Raw genomic sequence first — 26,470 nt, forward strand, 5'->3', positions numbered from 1 at the left:
TCCGGCTATTTCAGGGCCTTTGTAGAGCGGATTTTTTGAGGAAGGGTAGCATGACCGATTCCCATTTGCTGAATTGGCGTGATTCCCGTGCATTTCACGTACTCTGGATCCAGACTCTCAGGATAAATGGAGGACGCTGGACGTGGCCCGGAAATTGCAATTTCATGGGCTTCCGATAATCCATGCATTTTTGTGATTCTGTTGGAATAACGGTCGATATAGGTGTGTAGAAGTTGAACGCGAGGTTACAACGGTCGTTCATTCGCAAGATGTGATGCAGGATGTGAAAGGAATTGCAGTATGGATAGCCTATTTTGGACGATGGATCAAGTCCCAGCATGGCTGTGGATCGCAGCCGCGGTGGGGCTGGTGATCGCGCTGATGGTGCGAAACCAGCGCCAGGCCTATGCTTACGGCGTGTGGGATGCGATCCACAGCCCCAATGCGCCGGCCGTAAAGGAAGTGCTGAATACGGTGGAACGCAGGGCATGGCGGGATGGTGAGGTTGCAAACCTTTTTGCAACAAATGTGCAGTTAACTGGTACGACGAGCAAGCGGCAGCATCTTCTGTAGTTTCTTCGGCCCTGCGGGGTTTCTGCCCCTCGATGCAGGTGCGAGCGGATCAGCTCGCGATTTTTCCAAAACTTTCTTCTCATTTTTTGAAGCAAACCGCTGTTTGCGAATTTGCGGAATTGCGCCTGTGCGTCTCGGTCCATGCGCGTCGGCGGATTCCTGTCGCTTTGCAGGGCAATTTCCCTTCTGGAGTTGCTGGGTAGTTACCTATGCTCCAGGAGGGAGTTGCCCTGCTTTTGCCGCATTGGCAGGAGCGGAGAAGACTTTAGCGATCGTGTTCTTCGAGGTATTTTTCCACCTCGAGCGCAGCCATGCAGCCGGAGCCAGCGGCGGTGATGGCCTGCCGGTAACGCCGGTCCTGCACGTCGCCACAGGCGAATACGCCGGGGACGCGAGTGAAGACGTTATCGTGGGTGACGATGTAGCCGTCGGAGTCGAGGTCGATCTGGCCTTCAAACATTGCGGCGTTGGGATTGTGTCCGATGCCGAGAAAGACGCCGCTCAGAGGGAGGATGCTCTCCTCTTTGGTGACGGTGTTACTGAGGCGCAATCCGCTCACTTCCTTCTCCTCCACGCCCAGGACCTCCAGCACCGCAGTGTTGGTGAGGAAGTCAATCGTAGGATGCGCCATCGCGCGCTCCAACATGATCTTGGAGGCGCGGAACTGGTCGCGGCGATGGATGAGCGTGACCTTTGAGGCAAACCGCGTCAGGAAGAGCGCTTCCTCCATTGCCGAGTCTCCACCGCCGATGACGGCAATCTCTTTCCCATTGAAAAAGAAGCCATCGCAGGTAGCGCAGGAGCTGACGCCGTGGCCGATCAGGGCCTGCTCCGATGGGAGGCCGAGCCAGCGGGCAGAGGCTCCACTGGCGATGATCAGAGTGTGCGCTCGCACTACTTCGCTGCCCAGATTGAGATGGAAGGGGCGGCGTGAGAGATCGACCGAGACGAGATGGGCCATCTTGAACTCGGCACCAAAGCGGGCGGCCTGCTGCTTCATGTTTTCGATGAGCTGAGGGCCCTGGATTCCCTCGGGCCATCCGGGAAAATTCTCCACCAGCGTGGTGATGGAGAGCTGACCGCCGGGCTCATGGCCTTCCAGAACGAGAGGTTTCAGGTTTGCGCGGGCGGTATAAATGGCTGCCGTGAGTCCCGCACAACCGGAGCCGAGAATGACAGTATTACGAATCGTTTCGGACATAGAAGTTCCTTTGATTGTACTGGCCTGCGAGGCAGAACGGCACGCGCCTTTGCAGGGCCCTCCGCGAAAAGATTGCTGATTGGAAGATGCTTGAGGGCGGGAAACGTTGCGAATCGCCGGTCGCGGCTCTGCTCGATGGCTGATTCCCAGGCATGGTCTTTCGTTCGCGGTGGCTCGCGGATAAGATGAGCGGCATGGCAAATCTGACATTGGTTTATGGCATGCGGCTTCTTCCGGCAGAGGAGATCACCGAGGTGGGTGACGCGCCGGTGAAGTTGAAGAACGGGAATGAGGCGCGGGTCACGATGCACATCCTCGAAGGCTCGCGCGAGCAGATCGAGGCCCAACTGCGGCAAAGCATTGAAGCCTTCTTCGATTTTTACCCCGAGATTTAAGCAGGACGTAGTGAGTTCCTTTTTGGCAATTTTGAAACCCTGACTCCCATTTCGAATTGCTCCGCTGTTTTGTGTCGCAGAATGGCACACGCGCGTTTTCTTTCCATGGCGGAATGGAGAGGAGCGCGCGTGGTGGTCCTGCTCCTTTGTCCTTTTCAGGGGGATCTGCAAAAAACGCAGCCACCGCGCGCATGGGGAGCTTTGGCAAGAGGCCGGAGCCCTCGCGGAGGATCCATGCGCAATTCGGTTTTCGAGGCAAGGCTTAACAGCTTTGGGGTCAGGCTTTGCAGGCAGGCCACTCGATGGATGTTACTGACGATTTTGCTGGGGTATTCCGCCACGGCATTGGCGGGAGGGCCGCGCTGGGTTGCGGGGAAGAGCTATTTTGACCCGGCAGCAAAGGGCCGTCCACTGCATTGGAAGAATGGCAGCCTGCCTTATTACCTCGATCAGGGGCCGCTGAGCTCGGATGTCGATCATGCCGCGGCGGAGGCCCTGGTCAATCAGGCAGCCGCGCAGTGGAACAGTGTCGTCACGGCTGCGGTGAGTATAACGGAGGCAGGGTCGCTCGATGAGGATGTGAGCAGCGCCAACGTCTCCTCGACGCCGGGGCCTGTGCCTTCCGGCTGGACGCAAGCTCCGGCAGACATTCTGCCCACCGCTCTTGACAAGCCGCTAGCGGTGATCCTTGACGTGGATGGGACGGTGCTGGATGCACTGCTCGGTCCGGGGGCAAGCGATCCACTGGCCTGCACCATGAACAGCGTCACGGTGCAGGTGGATGCGATCGCGACCGATGGCACGTTTCAACATGCGTTCCTGCTGTTGAACGGGCGCTGCGCTCACACTGCGGCACAGATGGAGACCATGCCGCAGGCGGTAGTGCGCGGCTTTGGGCGAGTTCTGGGGCTGGATTGGTCGCAGGCGAATGACGATGTGCCGTATGGCAATCCCACCAACTTTTCCGCATCCCTGGCGGGATGGCCATTGATGCATCCCATTGAGCCGCCCTGCGATCCCATGCAGGTGCCTTGTGTCTTCCGCGGGATGGCCCTGCGGCCGGATGATATTGCCGCGATCAGCCGGATCTATCCAGTGACGCCCGACAATCTTTCGAACTATCTTTCGAGCAATCCGGCCAAGCAACTGACAGCGGCGACTACCGTCTCGATCCAGGGGACTATACGCTTCCCGACGGGACAGGGTATGCAGGGGGTGAATGTCGTTGCGTATCCGCTGAACCCCGATACCCATCTGCCGGATACGCGCTATCCGGTTTCGGCGGTGACAGGCGAGTATTTCCAGGGAAACCAGGGAAATCCGGTTACCGGCTGGGTCGATCTACAGGGCAACCGCTTCGACCGATTTGGCAGCGATGATGCGGCGCTGGAGGGCTTCTTCGATCTGAGCGCCATGCCGCTGCCTCCCGGGCAGAGCCAGGCGGATTACCTGCTCACCTTCGAACCGATCAACGCGTTGTATGAACGCGCGACATCGGTGGGTGCGCAGACTCTGGGAGCGCCTCTCCCTGCGGGGACGATGCCGGCGGTGTTGATTCGCAGTCTGGGAGCGGGAGCGACTCGGCAGCAGGACATCCTGATTCCCGATGCTCCGCAGGAATCCCACAGTGGAAAGGACGGGAGCGAGACTGCTCCGGCAGTTTTGCCCGGCAGCGGGGAGTGGGTGGGACGGCTTACGGGCTATGGTCACAGCGGATGGTTTGGCCTGGCGGTGAAGGGGAATCGCTACTTCACTGTCGAGGCGCAGGCGCTCAATGAGCGGGGACAATCCTCGCAACAAAAGGCGCGCCTGGTGCTGGGGGTGTGGAATGCGATCGACAGCCCCGGTTCTCCTTCGGTGGTCAATTCCGTGCAGGCGCTGGGAGGCTATTCGGGAGTCAGCTATGTGGGCGTGACGACGATGGGTGATGGAGACCTGCGGCTGGGTATCGCGGACGAACGAGGAGATGGCAGACCCGACTATCTGTATCGCGGCCGCGTGCTCTATGCGGATACGGTAACGCCTGGCCGGATCAGCCGCAGCGGAGGGAGCATCACGATTCGCGGACTGGGTTTCCGCGAAGGGAATATTGTGCGGATCGCAGGTGTTCCGGCCACGATCACGAGCGTCTCTCCGACGGAGCTTACGGCGATTGCTCCTCCTGCGGCGGCGGGAGTGTCCGGCACTGTGTTGGTGGAGGTGTACGATCCGGCGACGGCGGGCTTTGCCAGGATTGGCGACGGTCTGAGTTACGACGCCTCCGGCAGCGACGCATTGAACCTGGTCACGGCTCCGATGTATACCGTACCGCTGGATGTGCCGCTGCCATTTGTCGTGCGGGCGATGGACACCAACATGAATCCCGTGCCGGGGCTGACAGTGACCTATGCGATGGCGTTTGGACAGGCGACGCTGGGCTGCGGCCAGCCGGTCTGTACGGTGATTGCGGGTGGCGATGGGTTGGTGCGGCTGGACATTACGGCAACCTCGACGAGTGCCTCCAGCGTGACGGCATCGCTCAGCAATGGCGCGAGTGTGCGCATTGAGTTTACTGGGGGAGTGCCACCCTCCGTTGCCGCGCTGGACAGCCAGCTCTATCTGGCCCGGGGCGCAACGTTTGTCTGGCAGCCTCGTGCGCTGGTGCTCAACGCCGGAGTGCCGATGGCGGGTCAGGCGGTTTCATGGAGCAGCGGCGCGGGAGCCACTGCGCAGACCTCTTCCAGCGTGACGGGCAGCAACGGCATGACCTCGGCGCACGTGACCGCGGGGCCACTGGGCACGGCGACCAACGTCCAGATTCAAGCCTGCATCAACGGCGGCGCGTCCTGCGGCTCGTTTACGGTATCCAGCGTGTACCCGGAATATGCGGGGCTGTTGGCGGTGAGCGGCGCGGGGCAGACGATGCGAGTGGAAGATACGCCCGCGCCGATTGTGCTGCGTGCGGTGGATGCGGCGGGGCATCCTATGGCGGGCGCGGTGGTGAGCCTCTATCAGACGCTCTCGCGCTGGTCTCCAGCATGCGGTCCGCATGATCGCTGCCGGATGGCTCCAGTGCTGAATAGGCAGATGACCTCAGCGGTTTCCGGTGGCGATGGGCTGGTGACCTTTACTCCGCTTTCGCAGGATGGAGTGGCCACGCGGCTCAGGGTTACGGCCGTCACGGGGCTGCTGGCGGAGATCAATTTTGAGATTGAGAGGCACCCGTAAGCGGAGAAAGGTGTCCTTAAAAAAATAAGGGCGAGCCTCAAAAAATGAAGAACGAGCGTCAGAATAGCGTCGGTCTCCCTGTTTCCAGCATCTTTTAGTCATTGACCTTGCAGAAAGCGGGGCTGGAGGAGATCGATGGTACAGGCGCTTTCAACGAATAGGAGCGGGCCGGCGACGACGGATCGCCGCCCGAAGTCTGCACGTCCTCGCGTGCTGATCGTGGGAGGAGGGTTCGCCGGCATTCATGCTGCCAATGGGCTTGCCCATCTTCCGGTGGACATCACTCTGGTCGATCGCCGGAATCATCACACCTTTCAACCTCTGCTCTACCAGGTGGCGCTCGCGGTGTTGTCTCCCGCGAATATAGCCCAGCCGATTCGCGGAATGATGCGAGGGAAGCAGAATGTTGAAGTGCTGATGGACGAGGCAATCGGCTTCGATCTGGAGCGTCGCAGGGTATCGATGGAGAGCGGCGCTGTACTCGAGTATGACTACCTGATGGTGGCCACGGGCGCCACTCACTCGTACTTTGGCCGGGATGATTGGGAGACGAGTGCTCCGGGATTGAAGACCATCGAGGATGCCACGGAGATTCGCCGCCGCGTGCTGCTGGCCTTCGAGTTGGCGGAACGGCAGATGCTCGAAACCGGATCGCACCCGCCATTGAACTTTGTGGTCGTCGGCGGCGGTCCCACGGGAGTGGAGTTGGCGGGCGCGATCTCCGACATTGCACGCCTCTATATGCGATATGACTTCCGGCACATCGATCCGGCAAAGGCGCGGGTAATTATTCTGGAGGGCTCGCCGCGGGTGCTGGGGAACTACCCGGAGGATCTCTCGCAAAGTGCAGTGAAGCAATTACAGGATCTGGGTGTGGAGGTGCGCACCAGCGCGCAGGTATCGGATGTGCAGCCGGGATATGTGATGGTCGGAGACGAGCGCATCGATGCGGTGGTGATTCTGTGGGCTGCTGGCGTGCAGGCTTCTCCGCTGGGCAAGCTGCTGGGCGTGCCGACGGACCGGCGCGGATGCGTCCTTGTCGATTCGTATTTGAACCCGCAGGGGCATCCGGAGATCTTCGTCTGTGGCGACCTGGCGCATTTTGAGCAGGAGGGGAAACAAGTGCCGGGCGTGGCACAGCCTGCGATGCAGATGGGAGACCACGTAGCGAAGATGATAGGGCAGGATCTTGAAGGCAAGGCGCGCACGTCCTTCCGCTATTTCGACAAGGGCGATATGGCGACGATTGGAAGGATGGCTGCTATCGCCAATGTGAAGTGGCCTTTCAAGGGCCATCTGTCGGGCTTCTCCGCATGGCTTACGTGGCTGACGGTTCACATTTACTTCCTCATCGGATTCCGGAACCGGATCATGGTGCTGCTCGAATGGGCCTATACGTATTTCACGTTTGCGCATGGAGCGCGCTTGATTACCGGAAGCCAGAACCTGCCCGGCTGGAAGTCGCAGCGTGACCTGGCCCGGGCGGAAGCGGGACCTCTCGACCTTAACTCTCCGGGTGCGACGGGTCATTCTGAGCAGGCGTAGGGAAGGGTTGGAAATAGTGCAATCCATGCACAAAGGGGCAGCCGGTGGCTGCCCCTTTGTGCGTGCGGAGGAATGCTGCTGGAGTTAAACAGAGACCTGCTGGTCGGTGCTGACCTTGACCGGCGTGAGCCATCCGAAGCGGTCGGGGCGCAACCCGTTGGCCACTCCAAAGAACTCTTCGGAGAGCTGCTGTGTGATCGGGCCCATCTTGCCGTCGCCAACTTCGATGCGGTCCACGGAGCGAATCGGTGTTACCTCGGCTGCGGTTCCGCTGAAGAACACTTCGTCGGCGATGTAGAGCATCTCGCGAGGGATGGACTGCTCGACAACCGGGATGCCAAAGTGCCGTGCCAGCGTCAGGACTGAGTCGCGCGTGATGCCGGAGAGCAGCGAGTTCGCGAGCGGCGAAGTAAAGAGCACGCCGTTGCGAACGATGAAGAGGTTCTCGCCGGAGCCTTCGGACACATACCCGTTGACGTCGAGTGCAATCCCTTCCTGGTAGCCATTGGCAACGGCTTCCATGTGGATGAGCTGCGAGTTGAGATAGTTTCCGCCCGCCTTCGCCAGGGCCGGAATCGTATTGGGCGCAATGCGGTTCCATGAGGAAACGCAGACGTCGGCGCCGTGATCTCCGGCAACGTATTTCCCCCAGGGGAAGTTCGCGATGTAGACGTCAACGGGGCAGCCCTTGGGGTCGACGCCCATTTCGCCATACCCGCGCAGCGCGATCGGGCGGATATAGCAGGGTGCGACGTTATTGCTCTCCAAAAGATCGACGGTGGCGCTGCAGAGTTGATCGAGCGAATAGGGCAGGGGCATGCGGTAGATCTTTGCCGAGTCGAGCAGGCGCTGCATGTGCTCCGGCAGGCGGAAGATGGCTGCTCCCTGCGGCTGGGCATAGCAGCGGATACCCTCGAAGACTGCAGAGCCATAGTGGACCACGTGACTCATAACGTGCAGTGTGGCCTTCTCCCATGGGATGAGGTTGCCATTATGCCAAATACTGGCGGTGGTCTGAATGGGCATCGACGCGAGACTCCTTTCAAAAGGGGGACAGAATCAGCTTACAGCGCAGGATAAGGGAATGTCATCCGCCATCCTTGGGGGCCGGGGGACGGCCAGCCATGTTGTACATTTTCGGGGCTCATTTCTCTGGATGCGGCTTGAAATTGAGGCGAGGCGCGCGGTAGTTATCCGGTGTGTCGAAAAGGAATCCCTTCTGCAGATGGGAATGGTGGCTTGCGGGGGCACCCTTAGGGTAAGGTCAATACGTATGCTCGGTCCGATGGAACTTGGTATGCACCAATTGAGCTCGCCGTATGTGCGTTTTTCCCTGCTGGCGCTCAGTTCCGTTTTTTTCCTGGTTGATCCGTTCGCCGCTATTCCTACCTTTTTGGCGATTACCGCTGGCGCCGATCCGCACCGCCGGAGACGCATGGCCTATCGCGCGGCGGTGACGTGCTTTGTCGTTCTGACCTCATTTGCCCTCGCAGGAAAACTGATTTTTGTGCTGTTTGGCATCACGTTGCCGGCGTTTGAGATTGCGGGCGGGCTGATTCTGCTCTTGATTGGCGTGGACATGCTGGAGGCGAAACGCTCGCCCACCCAGGAGTCGTCCAGCGAAGCGGAGGAGGCGACTGCCAAGGAGGATGCCGGCATCGTACCGCTAGGCATTCCGATGCTGGCCGGGCCGGGATCCATTTCCAGCGTGATGGTGCTGGTGGGGCAGGCTCCCAGCAAGTGGCCGAACTGGCAGATGGCCGCGATTCTGCTGTCGATTGCGGTGACCGCGGCGGCGAGCTATGGGGTGCTGTCCGGGGCAGATCGGGTGCGCAGGCTCCTTGGAGAAACCGGCATTCGAATTCTGGTGCGCATTATGGGCTTGCTGCTGGTTGCGCTTGCCGTGCAGTTTTTTGTGAATGGATTGATGGATCTGGGAGTGATTGCGCATCCCGGTGGAAGCTGAGTTTGAGCTGCGGGGATGAGGTAGGAACGAGGGAGCGGGTCATGGAGAAAGGGAAGATGCGGAAGGTTCTTGTTTTGCTGGTGGTTCTGGGGATTGGGCTGGCGAATGGACTGGGTGGAAAGCCAGCGATGGCGCGCTTTACTCCGCAGCCTTGCAAGAATGCATTTTCGCCCCAGCAGGAGATAACCGAAGGGCAGAAGGCGAAGGCTGAGGTGTACAAGACCATGCCGGTGCTGCCTAATTCGAGCCCGGTTACGGAGTACGTTCAGCAACTGGGCGCGAAACTGGTGGCTCACGCGCCGGGTTACCGGTGGCCGTTCGAATTTCATGTAGTGAACGAGAGCGACATCAACGCGTTTGCCCTGCCCGGCGGACCCATCTTCGTAAATCTGGCGACGATCCAGGCGGCGACCACCGAGGCGCAACTGGCGGGCGTGATGGCGCACGAGATCTCGCACGTAGTGCAGCGCCATGCAACCTGCAACGCGACCAAGCAGCAGCAGCAGGGAATGTGGTACGGGCTGGGGCAGGTCGCTGCCGGCATATTTCTTCCGGGCAGCGCGGGTTCGCTGGCGCAGACAGGCATCGGGGCCGTCGCGGGGCTTGGCTATCTGCGAATGTCGCGCGAGGCGGAGAAGCAAGCCGATCTTATGGGGACCGATATTCTCTACGACACAGATTACGACCCCCGCGCCATGCCACAGTTCTTTGAGGTCATCGAGGCAAAGTATGGCGCCGGAGGAGCGCAAATGCTGAGCGATCACCCGAATCCCGGCAATCGCGTGGGCTATGTTCAGGACGAGATCGATACCCTGCCGGCCAAAGCGAACTACGTGAAGACGAGCCCTGAATTCAAACGCATTCATGATCAGGTGAGCGCGATGCATGCCTACACGCCGGAGGAGATCAAGAGCGGGGCGTGGAAGACGAAGACACCGAATCAGGCACCGAGCCAGGTCTCCGGCGGTTCTGCTGCAGCAGGCGGGAACGGATCAAGTGCATCGACCAATCAATCGACCAATCAATCGGTGAAGTTTACTCCGAGTGGGAGATGGAAGCCGCTCGATACGCGCGATTACACGCTGGACTATCCCGACAATTGGCAGGCGGCGACCGGCACGGGCACCAATGCCACCATCGCGCCAGCCGGAGGAGCAACGGACCAGAGCGTCGTTTACGGCGTTGTGGTGGAGTCGTACGCCATCCAGCAGGGAACTAGCTTCGCAAGTGCCTTTACGCAGCTCGTGCAGCAGATGATCCAGCAGAACTCCGGATTGACGCAGAGCGGCAATGTGGAGGATGTGCTGGTCAACAAGCGTCCGGCAAAGAGCGTGGAGCTTACCGGACAGTCAGCGCTGGTGCGCAATGGGCAGGCTCTGCCGGAGCATGATTGGCTGGTGGCTATTCAGCACTCGAGTGGAGTATTGACGGCCCTGGTATTTATCGCTCCAGGAGAAGATGCACAGGTTCTTCGCCCAACTTATGAGCACATTCTTCGTAGTTTCAAGGCTAAATGACCGCCTGGTGAAGGCCCGTAGATCGAAAACACAAGGTATTTGTAACTATAGGCGAGGCCTGAACGCTAAGCCTGGCGCAGGCTTCGCAGCTTTTCAACAGGATTGACTGTTTTTCAACAGCTATTCATACTTGCGGACGCATCTCCTGGTTGATAGTATTCATCTTGTCGCGGCGATGACGAGCGGCTCGGTAGTGAGGAGTCGAACGGAGCAGTTGTGATGACAAGCGGTTTGCAAGATTGAGAGCCGCATGTTACTGTTGTGAAGCGTTAGAGCAGTGGGATTCATGTGCGTCGCGTGCTGGCCGTTGAAGGTCGCACCGAAATAGAGATTGAGCGACGCAGGTATGTTCGACGGGCTTTTCAGCCCCAGAAGGTTTTCCTTCCAGAGCGAACAATCCATTGCAGGACTGAGGAGTAAGACTCCTCAAGGGCTTAGTTGCCCGCGCGAGAGCGTATGCTCCGCGAGTGATCTTTCAAATTTTAGTGCTGCATCAGCCTTCCGTGAAGGAAGGCCAAGCGAACCGAGTCGTTGATGAGACTAGCAGCTCTGCTGCTGTGCCAGGCTTTCGAGTTGTTACAGAAAGTGCTTGAGCAATGTCTGACGTCAACTGCTTGGCGAGTCTAAGCCGAGCGCGCCACGGACTGTGGCGAACGCCAAGAAAGTTTAGAAATTAGCTTGACAAGAGCGATCATCTTCGATACTCTTGGAAAGTTCGCGTAAAAATGCTTCGCGGCGTAAAGCGGCGAGCAAATGCAGCGCAACAAGTTCGAGGACGCGTAGCCAATCGGCTGCGTTCCCGATCCAAGCGGCCCGCTCAGGCGGTCACCGGCGTGGATCTTTGACAATCAGGTTGAACATGCCAGTCGTGAGAATACGAGAAGTTTTGGTTTGATCATTCTCACAGTATTAAAGTCTCGCAGACTTTCGAGCTCTGCGAGGCGGTTCTTCTCTTCTCGACCTCCGTCGAGGGAGAAGACGAACAGTTTCAAACGAGAGTTTGATCCTGGCTCAGAATCAACGCTGGCGGCGTGCCTAACACATGCAAGTCGAACGAGAAAGTGGAGCAATCCATGAGTAAAGTGGCGCACGGGTGAGTAACACGTGACTAACCTACCCTGGAGTGGGGGATAACTGAGGGAAACCTTAGCTAATACCGCATAATACCTACGGGTCAAAGGAGCAATTCGCTTTAGGAGGGGGTCGCGGCAGATTAGCTAGTTGGCGGGGTAATGGCCCACCAAGGCAGTGATCTGTATCCGGCCTGAGAGGGCGCACGGACACACTGGAACTGAAACACGGTCCAGACTCCTACGGGAGGCAGCAGTGGGGAATTTTGCGCAATGGGGGAAACCCTGACGCAGCAACGCCGCGTGGAGGATGAAGTCCCTTGGGACGTAAACTCCTTTCGATCGGGACGATTATGACGGTACCGGAAGAAGAAGCCCCGGCTAACTTCGTGCCAGCAGCCGCGGTAATACGAGGGGGGCGAGCGTTGTTCGGAATTATTGGGCGTAAAGGGTGCGTAGGCGGTTTGGTAAGTCTTGTGTGAAATCTTCGGGCTCAACTCGAAGTCTGCACGAGAAACTGCCGGGCTTGAGTATGGGAGAGGTGAGTGGAATTCCCGGTGTAGCGGTGAAATGCGTAGATATCGGGAGGAACACCTGTGGCGAAAGCGGCTCACTGGACCATAACTGACGCTGAGGCACGAAAGCTAGGGGAGCAAACAGGATTAGATACCCTGGTAGTCCTAGCCCTAAACGATGATCGCTTGGTGTGGCGGGTACCCAATCCCGCCGTGCCGAAGCTAACGCGTTAAGCGATCCGCCTGGGGAGTACGGTCGCAAGGCTGAAACTCAAAGGAATTGACGGGGGCCCGCACAAGCGGTGGAGCATGTGGTTTAATTCGACGCAACGCGAAGAACCTTACCTGGGCTCGAAATGTAGTGGACCGGAGTAGAAATATTCCTTCCCCGCAAGGGGCTGCTATATAGGTGCTGCATGGCTGTCGTCAGCTCGTGTCGTGAGATGTTGGGTTAAGTCCCGCAACGAGCGCAACCCTTATCACCAGTTGCCATCATTCAGTTGGGCACTCTGGCGAGACCGCCTCGGATAACGGGGAGGAAGGCGGGGATGACGTCAAGTCCTCATGGCCTTTATGTCCAGGGCTACACACGTGCTACAATGGTCGGTACAAACCGTCGCAAACCCGTGAGGGGGAGCTAATCGGAAAAAGCCGACCTCAGTTCGGATTGTAGTCTGCAACTCGACTACATGAAGCTGGAATCGCTAGTAATCGCGGATCAGAACGCCGCGGTGAATACGTTCCCGGGCCTTGTACACACCGCCCGTCACATCACGAAAGTGGGTTGCACTAGAAGCCGGTGAGCTAACCGCAAGGAGGCAGCCGTCCAAGGTGTAATTCATGATTGGGGTGAAGTCGTAACAAGGTAGCCGTAGGAGAACCTGCGGCTGGATCACCTCCTTTCTAAGAGAGAACGTCATGGCACTCACTTACTTCTGCGATAGCAGACTGCCTTCGGGTGGCGTAAGCGGGACGTTGCCATGTACCTCTCGGGCAAGGCGCAAGCCGAACTCGAGAGAGCTTGAATCAGGCCATCTCTGCTTTTCCGATTTCAAAACCGATAGTCAAGAGCGGCGTAGCTGCTCTGCATGTTCAACCTGGTCCTCGAAAACTTTCGAGTAAGCAAGACGAGAGCAGTCGGGCTCAGCGTAGCGTATCTCAGTTGTAGCGGGATGCGGGCTACTGGGCAGGAGTGCGAGCGATGCCGGGCCTGTAGCTCAGTTGGTTAGAGCGCACCCCTGATAAGGGTGAGGTCGGTAGTTCGAATCTACCCAGGCCCACCACAACTTCTGTTCACTTCAGGAACGGGGCTGTAGCTCAGCTGGGAGAGCACCTGCTTTGCAAGCAGGGGGTCACCGGTTCGATCCCGGTCAGCTCCACCAACCTTGGTCTTCTCGAATCTGCTTGAAGTTGGAAGCCTGTCGCAAGATGGGGCTTCGAACTTTGAGCAGGGCGGAACAGTTCGTCTTCGGACGGTTGTTCTGCTGGTTCAATCCACCTCAGGGTGGTCGTCAGCGATGCTGACGCTTGGATGTTTGACAACGAAATCGATTGGGTAAATACATTACAAGGCTGAGCAATGCCTCGAGGCTGCGATCGTATCGCGGGACTCGAGAGGTTGTTTAGTTGAGTGTCTTTAGGATAGTGCGATGACTACTGGTTTCGACCAGTACGATTCCACAAGCGGCGATTTAAATTAGGTTGACTCAAATCAGGAGGCCTTCTGCAAGTTAGAGGTCTTCCCTGCGAAGAGTTAATTCTATGGTCAAGCTACTAAGGGCGCACGGTGGATGCCTTGGCAGAAACAGGCGAAGAAGGACGTGGCAAGCTGCGATAAGCTTCGGGGAGCCGCACACAGGCGTTGATCCGGAGATTTCCGAATGGGGAAACCCACTATGGTAAACCCATAGTACGGCCCGCTGAATACATAGGCGGGTACGAGCGAACTCAGGGAAGTGAACCATCTCAGTACCTGAAGGAAAAGAAAGAAACCTCGATTCCGATAGTAGTGGCGAGCGAACTCGGAATAGCCCAAACCCGTTGCATTTCGGTGTATCGGGGGTTGTAGGGTCCGCAACAGTAGAGTTACCAATCTGGTCGTTAGTCGAATCCTCTGGAAAGGGGATCCATAGAGCGTGACAGACGCGTAGACGAAAATGATCCAGACTCGAAGCGGATACCTGAGTAAGGCGGGGCACGTGAAACCCTGCTTGAATCCACGGGGACCATCCCGTAAGGCTAAATACTCGTTTCTGACCGATAGTGAACCAGTACCGTGAGGGAAAGGTGAAAAGCACCCCTGTGAGGGGAGTACAAAGTACCTGAAACCGTGTGCCTACAAGCAGTGGGAGGGCTATGCCCGCAAGGGAATGCCTGACCGCGTGCCTATTGCATAATGAGCCGGCTAGTTATTCTTGTCAGCAAGGTTAAGCGTGAGCGAGCCGTAGCGAAAGCGAGTCTGAATAGGGCGATTGAGTTGGCAGGAATAGACGCGAAGCGGGATGATCTACCCTTGGCCAGGTTGAAGGTGGGGTAACACCCACTGGAGGACCGAACCGGTGTTTGTTGAAAAAAGCTCGGATGAGCTGAGGGTAGGGGTGAAAGGCTAATCAAATTCCGTGATAGCTCGTTCTCTCCGAAATAGCTTTAGGGCTAGCGTCGTATGATTTGCATTGGTGGTAGAGATCTGGATGGACTAGGGGGCTTTCCGGCTTACTGAATCCAACCAAACTTCGAATGCCAGTGACAACCAGTACGGCAGTCAGACTGTGGGGGCTAAGCTTCATAGTCGAGAGGGAAACAGCCCAGACCGCCTGCTAAGGTCCCGAAATTACAGTTAAGTGGGAAAGGAAGTCGGAACGCCCAGACAGCCAGGAGGTTGGCTTAGAAGCAGCCATCCTTTAAAGAAAGCGTAATAGCTCACTGGTCAAGCGGTCCGGTGCCGACAATACAACGGGGCTAAAACTGTATACCGAAGCAGCGGATGCACACCTTCGGGTGTGCGTGGTAGGAGAGCATTCTCAACAGCGATGAAGCCAGACTGAGAAGACTGGTGGAGCGTTGCGAAGAGACCCTGCCGGCATAAGTAGCGATAATGAATGTGAGAACCATTCACGCCGAAAGTCTAAGGTTTCCTGAGGAAGGTTAATCCGCTCAGGGTTAGGCGGTCCCTAAGGTGAGGCCGAAAGGCGTAGCCGATGGACATCCGGTTAATATTCCGGAGCTCCCATTCCATCGTTTGACGATGGGGAGACGCAGAAGGATAAGCAGGCCCTCCTATGGCTATGAGGGTTGATACGCGTAAGCTGGTCTGTCTAGGCAAATCCGGACAGGCTTAACAGTGAGGCGTAAAACAGTAGGGCGTATGCCTGAAAGCTGCTGAGTTCACGCTGCCGAGAAAATCCTCTAAGGAGAGGGGATGGGAACCGTACCACAAACCGACACAGGTAGACGAGGAGAATATCCAAAGGCGCTCGAGTGAAAGCTTGTTAAGGAACTCGGCAAATTAGCTCCGTAACTTCGGGAGAAGGAGCGCCCCGGTAGAGTGCAAGCTCGAGGGGGCCGCAGTGAAACGCGTACGGCGACTGTTTAACAAAAACACAGGTCTCTGCTAAGTCGAAAACGACGTATAGGGGCTGACGCCTGCCCGGTGCCGGAAGGTTAAAAGGAGAGGTTAGCCGCAAGGCGAAGCTTTGAATTGAAGCCCCGGTGAACGGCGGCCGTAACTATAACGGTCCTAAGGTAGCGAAATTCCTTGTCGGGTAAGTTCCGACCTGCACGAATGGCGTAACGATCGTACGACTGTCTTAACGAGTTGCTCGGCGAACTTGTAGTACCGGTGAAGATGCCGGTTACCCGCAGCTAGACGGAAAGACCCCGTGCACCTTTACTACACTTTTACTATGAATTATGGTTCTTGCTGCGCAGGATAGGTGGGAGGCTTTGATACCAGGTTCTCGGACTTGGTGGAGCCAACGGTGAGATACCACCCTGCGAGTGCTGTGATTCTAACCTCCTCCCGTGATCCGGGAGAGGGACATAGTAAGACGGGTAGTTTGACTGGGGCGGTCGCCTCCTAAATTGTAACGGAGGCGCGCGAAGCTACACTCAGGCTGTTTGGAAATCAGCCGTCGAGTGCAAAGGCATAAGTGTGGTTAACTGTGAGACCTACAAGTCGAGCAGATGCGAAAGCAGGCCTTAGTGATCCGGTGGTTCTGTATGGAAGGGCCATCGCTCAACGGATAAAAGGTACGCCGGGGATAACAGGCTGATCGAAGCCAAGAGTTCATATCGACGCTTCGGTTTGGCACCTCGATGTCGGCTCATCGCATCCTGGAGCTGTAGAAGGTTCCAAGGGTTAGGCTGTTCGCCTATTAAAGCGGTACGTGAGCTGGGTTCAGAACGTCGCGAGACAGTTCGGTCCCTATCTGCTGTGGGCGTAGGAGATTTGCGGGGGGCTGTCCTTAGTACGAGAGGACCGGGATGGACGAACCTCTTGTGTTCCAGTTGTCCTGCCAAGGGCACGGCTGGGTAGCGAAGTTCGGTTGTGATAACCGCTGAATGCATATAAGCGGGAAGCACGCCCCAAGATGAGATCTCCCAACCCAAAAGGGTCAAGAAGGGTCCAGGAAGACCACCTGGTTGATAGGCTGGAGGTTGAAGTGCAGTAATGCATGTAGCTTACCAGTACTAATCGCCCGTTCGGCTTGTCCATAGAATTAACTCTGCGCAGTAAAAGCCGCGCTAGAGCATTCAACTAGACACAGCCGCGTAATGAGTAAGAGAAACATGCCCAATCGGTTTCGTTGTGAAAGATCGAGTTGAACGGTGCGTACCTGTGGGTACAAGCACCCTTCTCAAGTTTGCCGGTGACCATACCGCGAGGGTCACACCCGTTCCCATCCCGAACACGGAAGTTAAGCCTCGTTGGGCCGATGGTACTGCACGCGTAAGTGTGTGGGAGATTAGGTGATCGCCGGCATTAATCTAAAAGGCCATCCAGTCAACCTGGATGGCCTTTTCTATTGCGCTCGCAAAACACTCTGCCCACGGCTTCCTAAAGTCCCTGGTACTATCTCACGGTGAAATTCCTCAAAGGAGCCATTCAGGATTTTCATGTTTTCAGGTAGGCTGAGGCTTGTGATTTCCTATCGTCTACCCCGGAAAATTTCTGCATTTGCGCTGCTGCTTCTCTTCTTCTCTGTCACCCATGGCGGCGGGGCAAGCTCTATTCGTGCGGAATCTCAGGTTCCGCCCTGCTCCCATATTGCTCTTTCCGCCAGCTATCTAGCAGAGGCGCATCCGGGTGCGGGTCCCAGCTATCATTTTCGTCTCTGGAACGGTACTGATCATGCGATAACGCTGGCGCGCCCGGTGCCGACCAGTGCACACTGGTTCACTCGGGACGGTGAGCATTGGTACTGGCGTGCCTCGGCGGGCGGTGGCGGTTCCCTGGTCGATGCTATGTCGCCCAACGGCAGGATGTTCGCATACCGGGCCACCAGGCGAATCGATGCGAGCCAGCTTCTCCGGGTGCCGCCACACTCCCAGGTGGAATGGGAGCAGGGGCCGCACGACAATCCTGCGTTGGAATTCAAGCCCGGCTGTGCGTTGTGTAACCATCCGGAAGATCGCGAGTTCCGCGCGATTTTCGCATACGCCTACCTGCCCCACCCGCAAGACCGGTCCATTGGTCTTCTCCCCTGCGGGATCCGCTCCTCTCCGGTCGAGATGCCTCCCATTCGATAAGAGCCAAGCGAGTCTGGAAGATCTGTCCGGCTGACGGAACTTCCTGCCGGGGAGCACGTCTATACGTCTGTTGGAGGAATTCCTTATGCGTAGATCCGCTACTAGCTTCGCGCTGGCCAGCCTGCTCGTTCTTGGGGCCTCGACCAGTGCCGTTCTGGCACAAAGCAACGCACCTGCTTCTCAGGAGGCGGCGCCACCTCCTATGGCAGGCACGCACCACCAGATGCAGCCTCCCGATCCTGCGAAACAGCTCGCGCATATGACCCAGAAATTGAATCTCAGCGCCGATCAGCAGACCCAGATCAAGCCTATTCTCGAAAGCCGCAATCAGCAGATGGAAGCTCTGCATGCCGATAGCACTCTGACGCGGCAGGATAGGATGGCGAAGATGAAGAGGATCCAGGAGGACACTCACTCCAAGATCGAAGCCGTTCTGAACGACGAGCAGAAAAAGAAGTTCGCGGAGATGAGGGACCACCAGCACGAGATGATGGAAAAGCGAATGAAGCAGCATCACGAAGGCGGGATGGCGCCCGGCACACCACCGCCAGCGCCACCGGCCCAATAGCAGCTCGATTAGACTCGCAGCGAATCGGCCACCACAGATTTATGTGGTGGCCGATTTATGTTTGGAGGAACAACGAAAACAGCGGTTCCTGGGGGAAACGTGTGGATCTTCAGCAGGTTTGCCCGGGTTAGGTTAGGCTATTAAGCCTGATCCGGTTGCCGGTTTCTCTCCGGTACTAATTGGCTGGAGAGGCCGCTCAATATCTGAAGGGATACTGGAGGTTTCCATGATGCTGCTTTTGCATTGGCTGCTGAGTGCCATAGCGTTGCTGATCGTCAGTCGCTTCGTACCTGGCTTTGAAGTCAGGAGCTTTGGATACGCCCTGCTGGCCGTAGTTATCATCGGCCTATTGAATGCCACAATCGGGCTGCTGCTCAAACTCATTACCTTGCCGATCAATATTTTGACGCTGGGCGTCTTCTCGGTGATTATCAACGCGGTCATCCTCCTCCTCGCCAGCAAGCTCACACCAGGTTTTGCGATCCACGGCTTTCTGCCGGCGCTGATTGGCGCCATTGCCTTGGCTCTGATCAGCATGTTGTTTCATGCCATCGCAAGCCGGGCGGCGGCGTAGTCCGCCTGATCTACGGCAACCTGCGGGCACGAGCTTGAGGTAGGGAAGGCCTAGGGGATTGTGGAGTCTTGCAGGGCGAGACCCGCACTTCCTCTGCTCGGGTCAGTGGCTGCGGGATGGTGCGGCACGGCGACACCGTGGGGCAGGATGACATGCCGCTCTATGGTGTGGCGCCCAATGCCTGTGGGACGAGCGGAGCGCCCCTCATTGAGCCTTACGGGGCCAATTGCTCGCGTGGGAACGCGAATCGCGTTGGCTGGCTCCATTCCGGACGAGGCAGCATGATGAGCTGCCAACGGAATGGGTGCTACGGGTATGGGCGTTGCTGCAGGAGTTCCGCCGGAGCGGTGGGTTGCCACACCGAGCCCGGCAAGGCCAACCACCAGCAACGAAGCGGCGATCCGGTTCCAGGGCCAGTGGATGTTCGCTGAGCTGTAAGGAGATTTCGCAGCGTTCAAGCGGGCTTCGATGCGGTCTTCCAGTCCGGATGGCACGTGTACCTGGCGCAGGAGATGGAGGGTGCTGTTGATATCCGTTTTGGACACAGACGCTCGTTCCCCGCGCTCCTGCGGGTTCGGATTGCGTCCTGTGCCGGGATCCGTCATGTGCGATTCTTCTCCATCCATCCCGCCAGCAGGCGGCGTGCGCGGAACAGCCGGGAGCGAACCGAGGAGTCCGTTGTTCCCACCACCGCAGCGATCTGCGGAGTCGATAGTTCCTCGAAGGCTGAAAGCAGCAGCACCTCGCGCTCTTTCCGGGGCAGCCGCTCAATCAACGCCAGCACATGAGCATGCTGTTGCGCAGCGATGACGCGTTCATCCGCCTTCAGACCGTCAGCGGGCAGCATATGCGCGAGATCGGCAATATCCTCAGTTTCGGGCCGGGTCTTGGTGCGGCGCTTCCGGTCCAGCACGACATTCCAGGTGATGCGAACCAGCCAGACGCGGAGGTCACGAATCTCGCCCAACTGCTCCTGATGGCGCAGTACCCGCAGAAAGGTCTCCTGGACCGCATCTTCTGCCTCGGCTGCATTGCGGCTGACGGAGTAGGCGACGCGATAGAGCGAGGCGGAGTATTCCTCAACCAGCGCACTAATCATCGTCGAGGTGTCTGCTGCCGCCGATGACGCAGCGGGGAGGGCCGATGTGCCTACCCAACTCGCGGCTTGTGCCTCCGATATGCTCATAGATCCGGCTACCTTTTAAGACGTTGAAGTTGGCCAAAACGCTCGAAATATCCAAGAGCGTTCAGGCCTCTGCTGTAAGAAAAGCCCGCACCAGCGGTCGCCGGTACGGGCTGCCTCAGAGCTCTTGCCAACTAGCGCGCGGCCGGAGCAGGTCCGTTCAACTTCGCTGCCGCGATCTGTCCGGCGGCTCCGGTCTTATCCTTATCCTTCAGTTCGGCGTAGATCTTCTTGGCTTCTTCCGGTTGCGTGGTCTCGTACAGGCTCGCCAGTTGCAACTGGGCGGTTGCTGCCGGAACGGCTACGGTGGGCTTGGCGATGAGCTCCTTGTACAGGCTGATCGCTTCGGAATCCCGGTTCGTCTGCCGGTACAGGCCAGCCAGCGCCAGCTTGCCAAGAGAGGCCAGGTTGCTATCGCTGGAGTCGGCGGTCTTCTTCAGGGCCTTTTCCGCATCTGCCGTCTGGCCCATCTCGATATAGGTAACCCCGGCGAAGTAGAGGGCATTCTTGCCCGCCGCGAGCCAGCCGTAGCGGTCTGCCGCCTCTACAAACTGCTTGTTCGCAGCCTTCGCGCGATCCGCCGCGGTAGCGAACGAGCTGGCAGCCATGGCTTCCGGCATACCTGCCTGGCGCAGGGGCGCGCTATAGGTTGTCAGCCCTTTGCCCAGAGCGATATCCGCTGCCTCCGAGCGCTGGTTGTAGACAGCGATTCCGGCGACGATGACGATCAGCGCCACTACCGTGGGCAGGGCGATCCTCAGGATCTGGTTGCGATGGACCTGTGCCCAGCCGATGCCGCTGGTGGTGGCCTGTACAAAACTGTCCTGCTTCAGTGCGTGACGTGTCTGTGTATCCACGGATTTCCTTCAGATTCCTTATGGGCGGGAGCTCGCAGTCGAGCACAGCTGTACTGGGTCTGCGTAGAGATAGCAAAAGTGTAGCAGCGCGCGGTTTCGCTGGTCAAACCGCGTGTGGCGAGTCAGCCCCAGGGCGGAATCATGGACAAGCCTCCAGTAAACCTAGGCCGCCGCGTCCAGTTCCCCGCGTTCGATCCGCTCCTGGCAGTCGATGCACCGCGGCGTCCAGGGCAACGCCTCCAGGCGCTTCTGCCCAATAGCCTTGCCGCAGTTCACGCAATCGCCGAAGGTTCCATTGGCAATTCGGTCCAGCGCCTTTTGGACAAGCATCAGGTGGGAGCGTCCCTGAGTGCCCTGGCTGAACAACATCTCTTTCTCATAGGAAAGAACAGCCTGGTCGGCCATGTCCGGAGTTATCAGGGGTTGAACTTCGCGGCCTTGCGCCAGCAGCAGGAGAGCGGCGTTCTCCAGGGTTTCCGCTTGCTGGCGTAATCTGGTCTCAAATTTCTGGAGGGATCGGGGGGGTGTCGGCACTTGGACCTCCTTATGGAACACTACGCGGCCGATTTACTTGAGCCATGGCTGACTCTTAACCTTGGACGCAGAAAGCTGCCTCTCATTTGTCTTGGCGGCAAGATATTTCCTGACGAATTCCCGGAATCATTCGAGCAGATCCTTCGTTTCGATCAGGATGACAGCAGGCACTTTCCCCGGAATATGGGAAGGCGCACCCGGGGATTTCAGCATCCGGGCTTGCGGTACGGGGTTCGGACCGTTAGGCTAGAGATGTCATGTACGAAGACTTTCACGTAACCGACCGTTGGACTGGCGAAGACCTTCATTGCACCTGGAAGGGCACGGTTGTGGCGATTGCGACCCGCCATGCCGACGCTGTCGATATCCGCTTTGACGTGAACGGTAGGCCTATGTGGATCGCCATGCCGAATCAAGCCTGGGTAGAGCAGAAAAGGCGCACCGGCAAGGTGATCACCGATGGCCTGGCTGCGCAGATTGCCGGCCGCTATTTGAAAGCCGTGGTTGAACAGGGCTTCGATAGCACACGCGAGATGTACACGATGAGCGTGGAGGAAGTGCTGGAGCATCTGGACGCCGTGCTGGCGGAACTGCAGCAGACGCACTGGCTGCCGACCCTCCCGGTCCTCAGCTAACGCGCAAGCCAGCGGATGGGAGAAGCGATGTTTGCGCGCCGCCTTCGAGTGGAGAAGGTCGATGGTACCGGTGCTCTCTCCCTTTGTCCGATTCAATGGATTGACAACTTCGCGATGCGCAACTTCACCAACGATGCCATCTTCGACGACACCCTGCCCGCCGGGGATGGGCTGCTGGAAGCGGGCTACCATGTTCCGCTGGACCGCCTGAACTCCGCAATGGAAGACTGGTTTCGCCGCAAGGGGTATCTCAAACACCAGGAAACACTTCGCATCACCGAGCTTGCGAGCTGATCGCTCGGTTCTCTCCTTACGCCTGTCTTTCTTCCGTCATACGGGCAACAGATTCCCACCTTACACGCTCTTACCTGCTGCAACAGCAGGGAGAGGCGCCCACGGCGTCTCCGGGCTCTGAACTTCTCAAAGACTGCGCTGCTATCGATCGCGGGAGTCTAGTCAATGCGTGGGGATGGAGGGAGCGCGATGAAGATCGATACTTTAAAAGAGTTGTATGTCGAGGAGCTCAGGGATCTGTACTCCGCAGAGACGCAGAGCCTCAAGGCGCTGCCAAGGATGGTGCGCGCGGCAAACAATGTACATCTGAAAGAAGCATTTCAAAGCCATCTGCATGAAACCGAAGAGCAGGTTCAGCGGCTTGAACAGATCTTTGCCATCGTTGGCGCAACTCCGAAGGGCAGGACGTGCGAGGGGATGAAGGGACTCCTGAAGGAAGCCGACGAGTGGATGGACGAGGATGCCGAGCCGGACGTGATGGATGCAGGGCTTATCTCCGCCGCGCAGCGCGTGGAGCACTACGAGATATCGGGTTACGGAACAGTTCGCACCCATGCAGAACTGCTCGGCGACGAGAATGCCGTCGAGCTTCTGGAGGAGACGCTCCAGGAGGAAAAGGCGGCCGATGCACGGTTCGGCCAGGTCGCCATCAGGATCAACGTGGAAGCGAACAATCGGGCAGCATAGGACCGCAATGGGCAGGGTAAATGGAAGCCTGCCCCCTGAATCCGGTGCTCGCCTTGAACGAGATTTAGTTTTTTAAGAAGGGAGAAACGTATATGTTTCTTGGACTCGGAATTCTTTTGTTGTTGCTATGGATAGGCGGATTTCTGATGTTTCACACTGCGGGATTCCTGATTCACATACTGCTCATTCTTGCCGTCGTGTCTCTAATCTTCCATTTTCTGCGTGGTGCGCGCGCCGCTTGATTTCTTCGGGCGTCGGCGCGGCTCTTCGCCAGGAAGAGCCGCGCGCCTGTGGAGTTATGCTTCGGCGGAGTTATTCGTCCGCGGAGTTATTCGTCATAGTGCAGCAGGCTGAAGACGTCAAAGTCCGGGAAGCGGTCGCGGCCTTTCAGGAAGTCCAGTTCGACGGCAAAGCCCAGTCCTGCGATCTGGCCGCCTAGCTGGCGTACCAGCTTCACCGTGGCCTCCATGGTGCCGCCAGTGGCCAGCAGATCATCGACAATCACCACACGCTCTCCCGGTGCGATCGCGTCGAGGTGAATCTCCAGCGAGTCGCTGCCATACTCCAGATCGTAGGTGACGCGCGCGGTCGATGCCGGCAGCTTGCGTGGCTTGCGTACCGGCACAAATCCGGCATTCAGCCGGTAGGCCAACGCGGGACCAAAGATAAAACCACGCGCCTCAATGCCCAGCACCAGGTCAATCTCCTTGCCGATGTAGTGCGCGGCCAGCGCATCGATGAGCTCCGCAAAGCCCTTCTTGTCCTTCAACAGCGTGGTGATGTCGTAAAAGAGGATTCCCGGCTTGGGGAAATCCGGAACGGTTCGCACCAGCTTCTTCAGCGGTCCACAATCAATGTCGTTGAACTCTGCATCGATCACGGGATCCGCACTCGATAATTTCGTCTGGCTATCTTTGCTCATTCGTTACCACGCTCCTTCAATCTGAAACGAACCAAGTCCCTTGGCTTCCTCGTCGGAAAGCGGCTGCTCTATCACTCGATCGACACGGCTGCCGCGTGACCCGCGGTGCAGCGCCGATCGCAGTGCGGAGAGTTCTTCATGACTGCCCGCGGCGACAACTTCCACGTCGCCGTCCTCGGTGTTCTTTACCCAGCCGCGCAGGCCAAGCGCACCAGCTTCCCGGTGAACAAACCAGCGAAAGCCGACGCCCTGCACTCGTCCCTGTATGAGAAATCGACGGACCATAAAAGCAGTTCAGTGAAGCTCAGTATCGTGTTTCCGAAAACTTTGTCAGTGTTGCAGATGCTCGCGCTCCACGCAAGCAAACCGCGGCTGCCTGCAACCCAGCGCTGGCTGCAATCCAGGAGAAAGAGAAAGAGGTCCCGGAGCGGGACCTCTGACGGAGTCTCGCAGACCGGCTCTACGCGCGCGACATGTAGGCGCCTTCCGCAGTATCCACGCGGATCGTCTCGCCCTCGTTGATGAACGGTGGCACCTGCACGACCAGGCCGGTTTCGAGCTTTGCAGGCTTGGTCACGGAGGACGCCGTTGCCGATTTCAACCCAGGCTCAGTCTCAATGACCTTCAGCTCCACTGTCTGCGGCAACTCGACGCCGACGGCGACGCCATCGATGAACGAGACTTTGATCTGCAGATTCGGAATCAGGTACTCGACCGCATCGCCGAGCGTGGCGTGCTTCAGCGGCGTCTGCTCGTAGTTCTCCGGATTCATGAAGTAGTAGTCTTCGCCATCCGCGTAGAGAAACTCCATGGCGACTTCGTCGACGATCACGCGCTCGATGGGGTCAGGCGAACGGAAGCGGTGCTCGAACATGGCTCCAGTGCGCAGGTTGCGCAGCTTGGCCTGGATAAAGGCGCGCAGGTTTCCGGGGGTCCGGTGCTCCACGGAAAAAACCAGGTGGAGTTGGTTGTTGTGCTTGATGATCATGCCCGGACGCATTTGTGTGGCGGGAATCGCCATAAAAAGAAAGCTCCTTGATTTTGCTGCTCTTAGGATTCGAATGCCGGTCCACAGCAGGGAATGTGTCTGCTCTCAGGGGGACCTATGGCCCAATCTTGATTGTATCGCAGAGCTATCGAACCCGAAGAGGCTTCCCACTTACGGAGGTTGCAGGTTACGTCGGGCGCAGCTCCAGCCTGGACGGGAATGTCAGGCGCGCCATCGACATCCAGGAGGACGACAAGGTCGATGAGGCGGCCTTGAAGGAACTCATCTGCGCTGCTGTGGCGCTCAATCTCAGTGGCAAGAGCAAGCCGAAGCCCCGGCGAGTGAGCGGCAAGCGGGCCGACTAGCTTCATCGCAGGCCCGGCCCATATCTTCTCGCGTAGGGGGAACGCGTAGGTACGGCCTCTTCGCGGAAGCGCCTACTTGCCGAAGATGTGCGAGAAGAAGTGGCCGACACGATGGAAGAAGCCGCCATTTTCCGCGGGCGACTTCTTTTCCGGAGCAACGGCCCGGGCCGTCTCCGTTGTCTTGGACTCGACGGGGGTTGCCACCAATCCTGTACCCGGTGGCTGCGTCTCCGCTCCCGCCGCGCCTGCGGCTGCCAGGTCTGCCGGATCGCCCGCCTTGCCTGTAGTGCCGTTATAGGTCAGAGGAACTGTAACCATTGCATGCACTTCTCCGGTTGGCGGTGCTGCTTTGGCGGGAGGTGCGGCCAGGCCCTCGCTGACGGCCAGGGGAAACGCTGTATCCGCCGGTGTGGACGAGGGACCTCCCACGCGTGCGCCCGGAGTTGCCGGTGTGTCGCTGCTGGTTCCGGCGCTGGCGAGCGAAACCTCTGGGGGACACCCACAGGCTTCCTTTTCGTTGTCCACCACGTCGCGCAGGCTGCCATGCTCGAACAATACCCGCTGGTTGGGCTGTACGCGATATACCCCGTTATCGAACAGGCTGCTCACGGTCACGTAGGGAGCGCTGTCGCCATGATTGTCCACGCAGGTGTCGCCCTTGGTATTCACCCGCACACTCACGTTGGCCGTTCCCGGGCCCGAGAGCAGGATGCGGAAGTCGGGAGTCATCAGCACATCGGAATACTTGCCGGTGATGTAGTTTGCCTCCAGCGCGCCGCGATCCAGGGCCATCATCAGGGCTGACGAGTCTGCTTTTTCCACGCTGCTGTCTTTGGAGAGGTGCACAGTCGTCGTCGGGCACAGACGAAGCTCGCCGCCGCGCGTGAGGGAGATTGTGACGGTGTCCTCGCCTGCGGAAACCGTGCTGCCGTTGCCCAGCAGCATCTCGCCTGCATGCATATCCATCGCGCCGGAGACCTTGACCTCGCGCGCCGTCGTGCGGCCAATAGGCTGCTGCGCCTCTCCGAGTAAAGAGGAGGCAGCAGCTAGTGCTCCAAGCATGCATGCTCGCGAAATATGCAATGGACTATTGCTCCTATCGCTTCCTGTCGCTCCCTATCGCTTC

The 26,470-nt window shown here is 58.2% G+C and carries 23 protein-coding genes, 2 tRNA genes and 3 rRNA genes; 18 read left to right on the forward strand and 10 right to left on the reverse strand.

Annotated elements, in window-relative coordinates; genetic code table 11:
• The first annotated feature begins 300 nt into the window (after positions 1 to 300).
• Positions 301 to 573, forward strand: a complete 273-nt coding sequence (locus VM554_00455) for a hypothetical protein (protein HVJ06836.1) — start codon at positions 301 to 303, stop codon at positions 571 to 573.
• Positions 574 to 838: 265 nt separating this feature from the next.
• Here VM554_00455 and trxB read toward each other — a convergent pair whose 3' ends face one another.
• The gene (trxB, locus tag VM554_00460) at positions 839 to 1,774 is read right to left on the reverse strand and encodes a thioredoxin-disulfide reductase (GenBank protein HVJ06837.1); all 936 of its coding nucleotides are present in this window, start codon (positions 1,772 to 1,774) and stop codon (positions 839 to 841) included.
• A 194-nt stretch (positions 1,775 to 1,968) separates the two neighbouring features.
• On the opposite strand from trxB, the gene VM554_00465 reads away from it, so the two are divergent.
• The 3 genes from VM554_00465 to VM554_00475 all read left to right on the forward strand — a co-directional run bounded on the left by VM554_00465 (position 1,969) and on the right by VM554_00475 (position 6,921).
• The gene (locus tag VM554_00465) at positions 1,969 to 2,169 is read left to right on the forward strand and encodes a hypothetical protein (protein HVJ06838.1); all 201 of its coding nucleotides are present in this window, start codon (positions 1,969 to 1,971) and stop codon (positions 2,167 to 2,169) included.
• Between the two features lie 234 nt (positions 2,170 to 2,403).
• Positions 2,404 to 5,376, forward strand: coding sequence for an IPT/TIG domain-containing protein (locus VM554_00470; GenBank protein HVJ06839.1), 2,973 nt, complete (start codon positions 2,404 to 2,406; stop codon positions 5,374 to 5,376).
• Positions 5,377 to 5,511: 135 nt separating this feature from the next.
• On the forward strand, positions 5,512 to 6,921 hold the full coding sequence (locus tag VM554_00475; protein ID HVJ06840.1) for an NAD(P)/FAD-dependent oxidoreductase: 1,410 nt from the start codon (positions 5,512 to 5,514) through the stop codon (positions 6,919 to 6,921).
• A gap of 84 nt (positions 6,922 to 7,005) precedes the next feature.
• On the opposite strand, the gene VM554_00480 is transcribed toward VM554_00475, so the two are convergent.
• Positions 7,006 to 7,947, reverse strand: a complete 942-nt coding sequence (locus VM554_00480; protein ID HVJ06841.1) for a branched-chain amino acid transaminase — start codon at positions 7,945 to 7,947, stop codon at positions 7,006 to 7,008.
• A 271-nt stretch (positions 7,948 to 8,218) separates the two neighbouring features.
• Here VM554_00480 and VM554_00485 point away from each other — a divergent pair, with 271 nt between their 5' ends.
• The 10 genes from VM554_00485 to VM554_00530 all read left to right on the forward strand — a co-directional run bounded on the left by VM554_00485 (position 8,219) and on the right by VM554_00530 (position 18,879).
• A complete protein-coding gene (locus VM554_00485; GenBank protein ID HVJ06842.1) occupies positions 8,219 to 8,887 on the forward strand; it encodes a MarC family protein in 669 nt (222 codons plus the stop codon).
• Between the two features lie 56 nt (positions 8,888 to 8,943).
• Positions 8,944 to 10,404 (forward strand): M48 family metallopeptidase, encoded by a 1,461-nt coding sequence (locus VM554_00490; GenBank protein ID HVJ06843.1) that lies wholly within the window; start codon positions 8,944 to 8,946, stop codon positions 10,402 to 10,404.
• A gap of 988 nt (positions 10,405 to 11,392) precedes the next feature.
• Positions 11,393 to 12,892, forward strand: a 16S ribosomal RNA gene (locus VM554_00495).
• Positions 12,893 to 13,195: 303 nt separating this feature from the next.
• Positions 13,196 to 13,272: transfer RNA gene (locus VM554_00500), tRNA-Ile, on the forward strand.
• Positions 13,273 to 13,295: 23 nt separating this feature from the next.
• Positions 13,296 to 13,371: transfer RNA gene (locus VM554_00505), tRNA-Ala, on the forward strand.
• Positions 13,372 to 13,752: 381 nt separating this feature from the next.
• Positions 13,753 to 16,703 (forward strand): 23S ribosomal RNA (locus tag VM554_00510).
• Positions 16,704 to 16,853: 150 nt separating this feature from the next.
• Positions 16,854 to 16,970 (forward strand): 5S ribosomal RNA (gene rrf / locus VM554_00515).
• Together the 16S, 23S and 5S rRNA genes with 2 tRNA genes alongside form the textbook arrangement of a ribosomal RNA operon.
• Before the next feature lie 392 nt (positions 16,971 to 17,362).
• On the forward strand, positions 17,363 to 17,737 hold the full coding sequence (locus VM554_00520) for a hypothetical protein (protein ID HVJ06844.1): 375 nt from the start codon (positions 17,363 to 17,365) through the stop codon (positions 17,735 to 17,737).
• 85 nt (positions 17,738 to 17,822) lie between these two features.
• Entirely contained in the window at positions 17,823 to 18,305 is a 483-nt protein-coding gene (locus VM554_00525; protein ID HVJ06845.1) for a hypothetical protein, read from the forward strand.
• Between the two features lie 226 nt (positions 18,306 to 18,531).
• A complete protein-coding gene (locus VM554_00530) occupies positions 18,532 to 18,879 on the forward strand; it encodes a phage holin family protein (GenBank protein ID HVJ06846.1) in 348 nt (115 codons plus the stop codon).
• A 50-nt stretch (positions 18,880 to 18,929) separates the two neighbouring features.
• Here the strand turns inward: VM554_00530 and VM554_00535 are convergent, their stop codons facing one another.
• From VM554_00535 to VM554_00550, 4 genes are all read right to left on the reverse strand, one after another.
• Positions 18,930 to 19,484 (reverse strand): hypothetical protein, encoded by a 555-nt coding sequence (locus VM554_00535; protein HVJ06847.1) that lies wholly within the window; start codon positions 19,482 to 19,484, stop codon positions 18,930 to 18,932.
• Positions 19,481 to 20,065, reverse strand: coding sequence for an RNA polymerase sigma factor (locus tag VM554_00540; GenBank protein HVJ06848.1), 585 nt, complete (start codon positions 20,063 to 20,065; stop codon positions 19,481 to 19,483). The genes VM554_00535 and VM554_00540 overlap by 4 nt, the downstream gene beginning before the upstream one ends.
• Positions 20,066 to 20,196: 131 nt before the next feature.
• Positions 20,197 to 20,919 carry a tetratricopeptide repeat protein gene (locus VM554_00545; protein HVJ06849.1) on the reverse strand — a complete coding sequence of 241 codons (723 nt, stop codon included), beginning with the start codon at positions 20,917 to 20,919 and terminating at the stop codon, positions 20,197 to 20,199.
• Between the two features lie 162 nt (positions 20,920 to 21,081).
• Positions 21,082 to 21,453, reverse strand: a complete 372-nt coding sequence (locus VM554_00550; protein ID HVJ06850.1) for a TraR/DksA family transcriptional regulator — start codon at positions 21,451 to 21,453, stop codon at positions 21,082 to 21,084.
• 257 nt (positions 21,454 to 21,710) lie between these two features.
• Here VM554_00550 and VM554_00555 point away from each other — a divergent pair, with 257 nt between their 5' ends.
• The 3 genes from VM554_00555 (at position 21,711) to VM554_00565 (ending at position 23,069) form a co-directional block, all read left to right on the forward strand.
• Positions 21,711 to 22,088, forward strand: a complete 378-nt coding sequence (locus VM554_00555; protein HVJ06851.1) for a hypothetical protein — start codon at positions 21,711 to 21,713, stop codon at positions 22,086 to 22,088.
• 27 nt (positions 22,089 to 22,115) lie between these two features.
• Positions 22,116 to 22,382, forward strand: a complete 267-nt coding sequence (locus VM554_00560; GenBank protein ID HVJ06852.1) for a hypothetical protein — start codon at positions 22,116 to 22,118, stop codon at positions 22,380 to 22,382.
• Between the two features lie 189 nt (positions 22,383 to 22,571).
• Positions 22,572 to 23,069, forward strand: a complete 498-nt coding sequence (locus VM554_00565; protein HVJ06853.1) for a ferritin-like domain-containing protein — start codon at positions 22,572 to 22,574, stop codon at positions 23,067 to 23,069.
• A gap of 328 nt (positions 23,070 to 23,397) precedes the next feature.
• On the opposite strand, the gene VM554_00570 is transcribed toward VM554_00565, so the two are convergent.
• From VM554_00570 to efp, 3 genes are all read right to left on the reverse strand, one after another.
• On the reverse strand, positions 23,398 to 23,991 hold the full coding sequence (locus VM554_00570; protein HVJ06854.1) for an adenine phosphoribosyltransferase: 594 nt from the start codon (positions 23,989 to 23,991) through the stop codon (positions 23,398 to 23,400).
• Between the two features lie 3 nt (positions 23,992 to 23,994).
• A complete protein-coding gene (locus tag VM554_00575; GenBank protein HVJ06855.1) occupies positions 23,995 to 24,276 on the reverse strand; it encodes an acylphosphatase in 282 nt (93 codons plus the stop codon).
• 175 nt (positions 24,277 to 24,451) lie between these two features.
• Complete coding sequence (gene efp / locus VM554_00580; GenBank protein ID HVJ06856.1) at positions 24,452 to 25,012, reverse strand: elongation factor P; 561 nt, start codon at positions 25,010 to 25,012, stop codon at positions 24,452 to 24,454.
• Between the two features lie 62 nt (positions 25,013 to 25,074).
• On the opposite strand from efp, the gene VM554_00585 reads away from it, so the two are divergent.
• On the forward strand, positions 25,075 to 25,344 hold the full coding sequence (locus VM554_00585) for a hypothetical protein (protein ID HVJ06857.1): 270 nt from the start codon (positions 25,075 to 25,077) through the stop codon (positions 25,342 to 25,344).
• A gap of 72 nt (positions 25,345 to 25,416) precedes the next feature.
• Here VM554_00585 and VM554_00590 read toward each other — a convergent pair whose 3' ends face one another.
• Positions 25,417 to 26,427 (reverse strand): hypothetical protein, encoded by a 1,011-nt coding sequence (locus tag VM554_00590; GenBank protein HVJ06858.1) that lies wholly within the window; start codon positions 26,425 to 26,427, stop codon positions 25,417 to 25,419.
• Positions 26,428 to 26,470 lie beyond the last annotated feature (43 nt).

The sequence above is a fragment of the Acidisarcina sp. genome (assembly GCA_035539175.1).
Taxonomy (GTDB): domain Bacteria; phylum Acidobacteriota; class Terriglobia; order Terriglobales; family Acidobacteriaceae; genus JANXZS01.